1 protein-coding gene is annotated in these 243 nt (G+C 68.7%); it reads left to right on the top strand.

Annotation, left to right across the window (positions count from 1 at the left end; all coding sequences use genetic code 11):
- A partial coding sequence (locus G6O68_RS32260) for an integrase core domain-containing protein (protein ID WP_165253874.1) occupies positions 1-214 on the top strand: 214 nt, incomplete at its 5' end.
- Between the last annotated feature and the right edge of the window lie 29 nt (positions 215-243).

Genomic DNA, 243 nt, shown 5'->3' with positions numbered 1-243 from the left:
GGACGAGTTGCTGGACGGGGAGATCTTCGACACGCTCCTGGAGGCGAAGGTGCTGATCGAGCGGTACCGGGTGCGGTACAACACCGTGCGGCCCCACAGCAGCCTGGGATACCGCCCGCCGGCGCCCGAGGCGATCGTGCCCTGGACGCCGGCCCTCGGAGCTTCGCTCCTCGGCCCGACATCTATGGCTGGGACGGTCGGGGCACTAACATAGCGACTGGTAGCGACGGTGGGGGCAGGTCA

Source organism: Paludisphaera soli, assembly GCF_011064595.1.
Taxonomy (GTDB): Bacteria; Planctomycetota; Planctomycetia; order Isosphaerales; family Isosphaeraceae; genus Paludisphaera; species Paludisphaera soli.
Note: the sequence above shows the minus strand (reverse complement) of the source record. Positions and strands in the feature narration are given on the sequence as shown.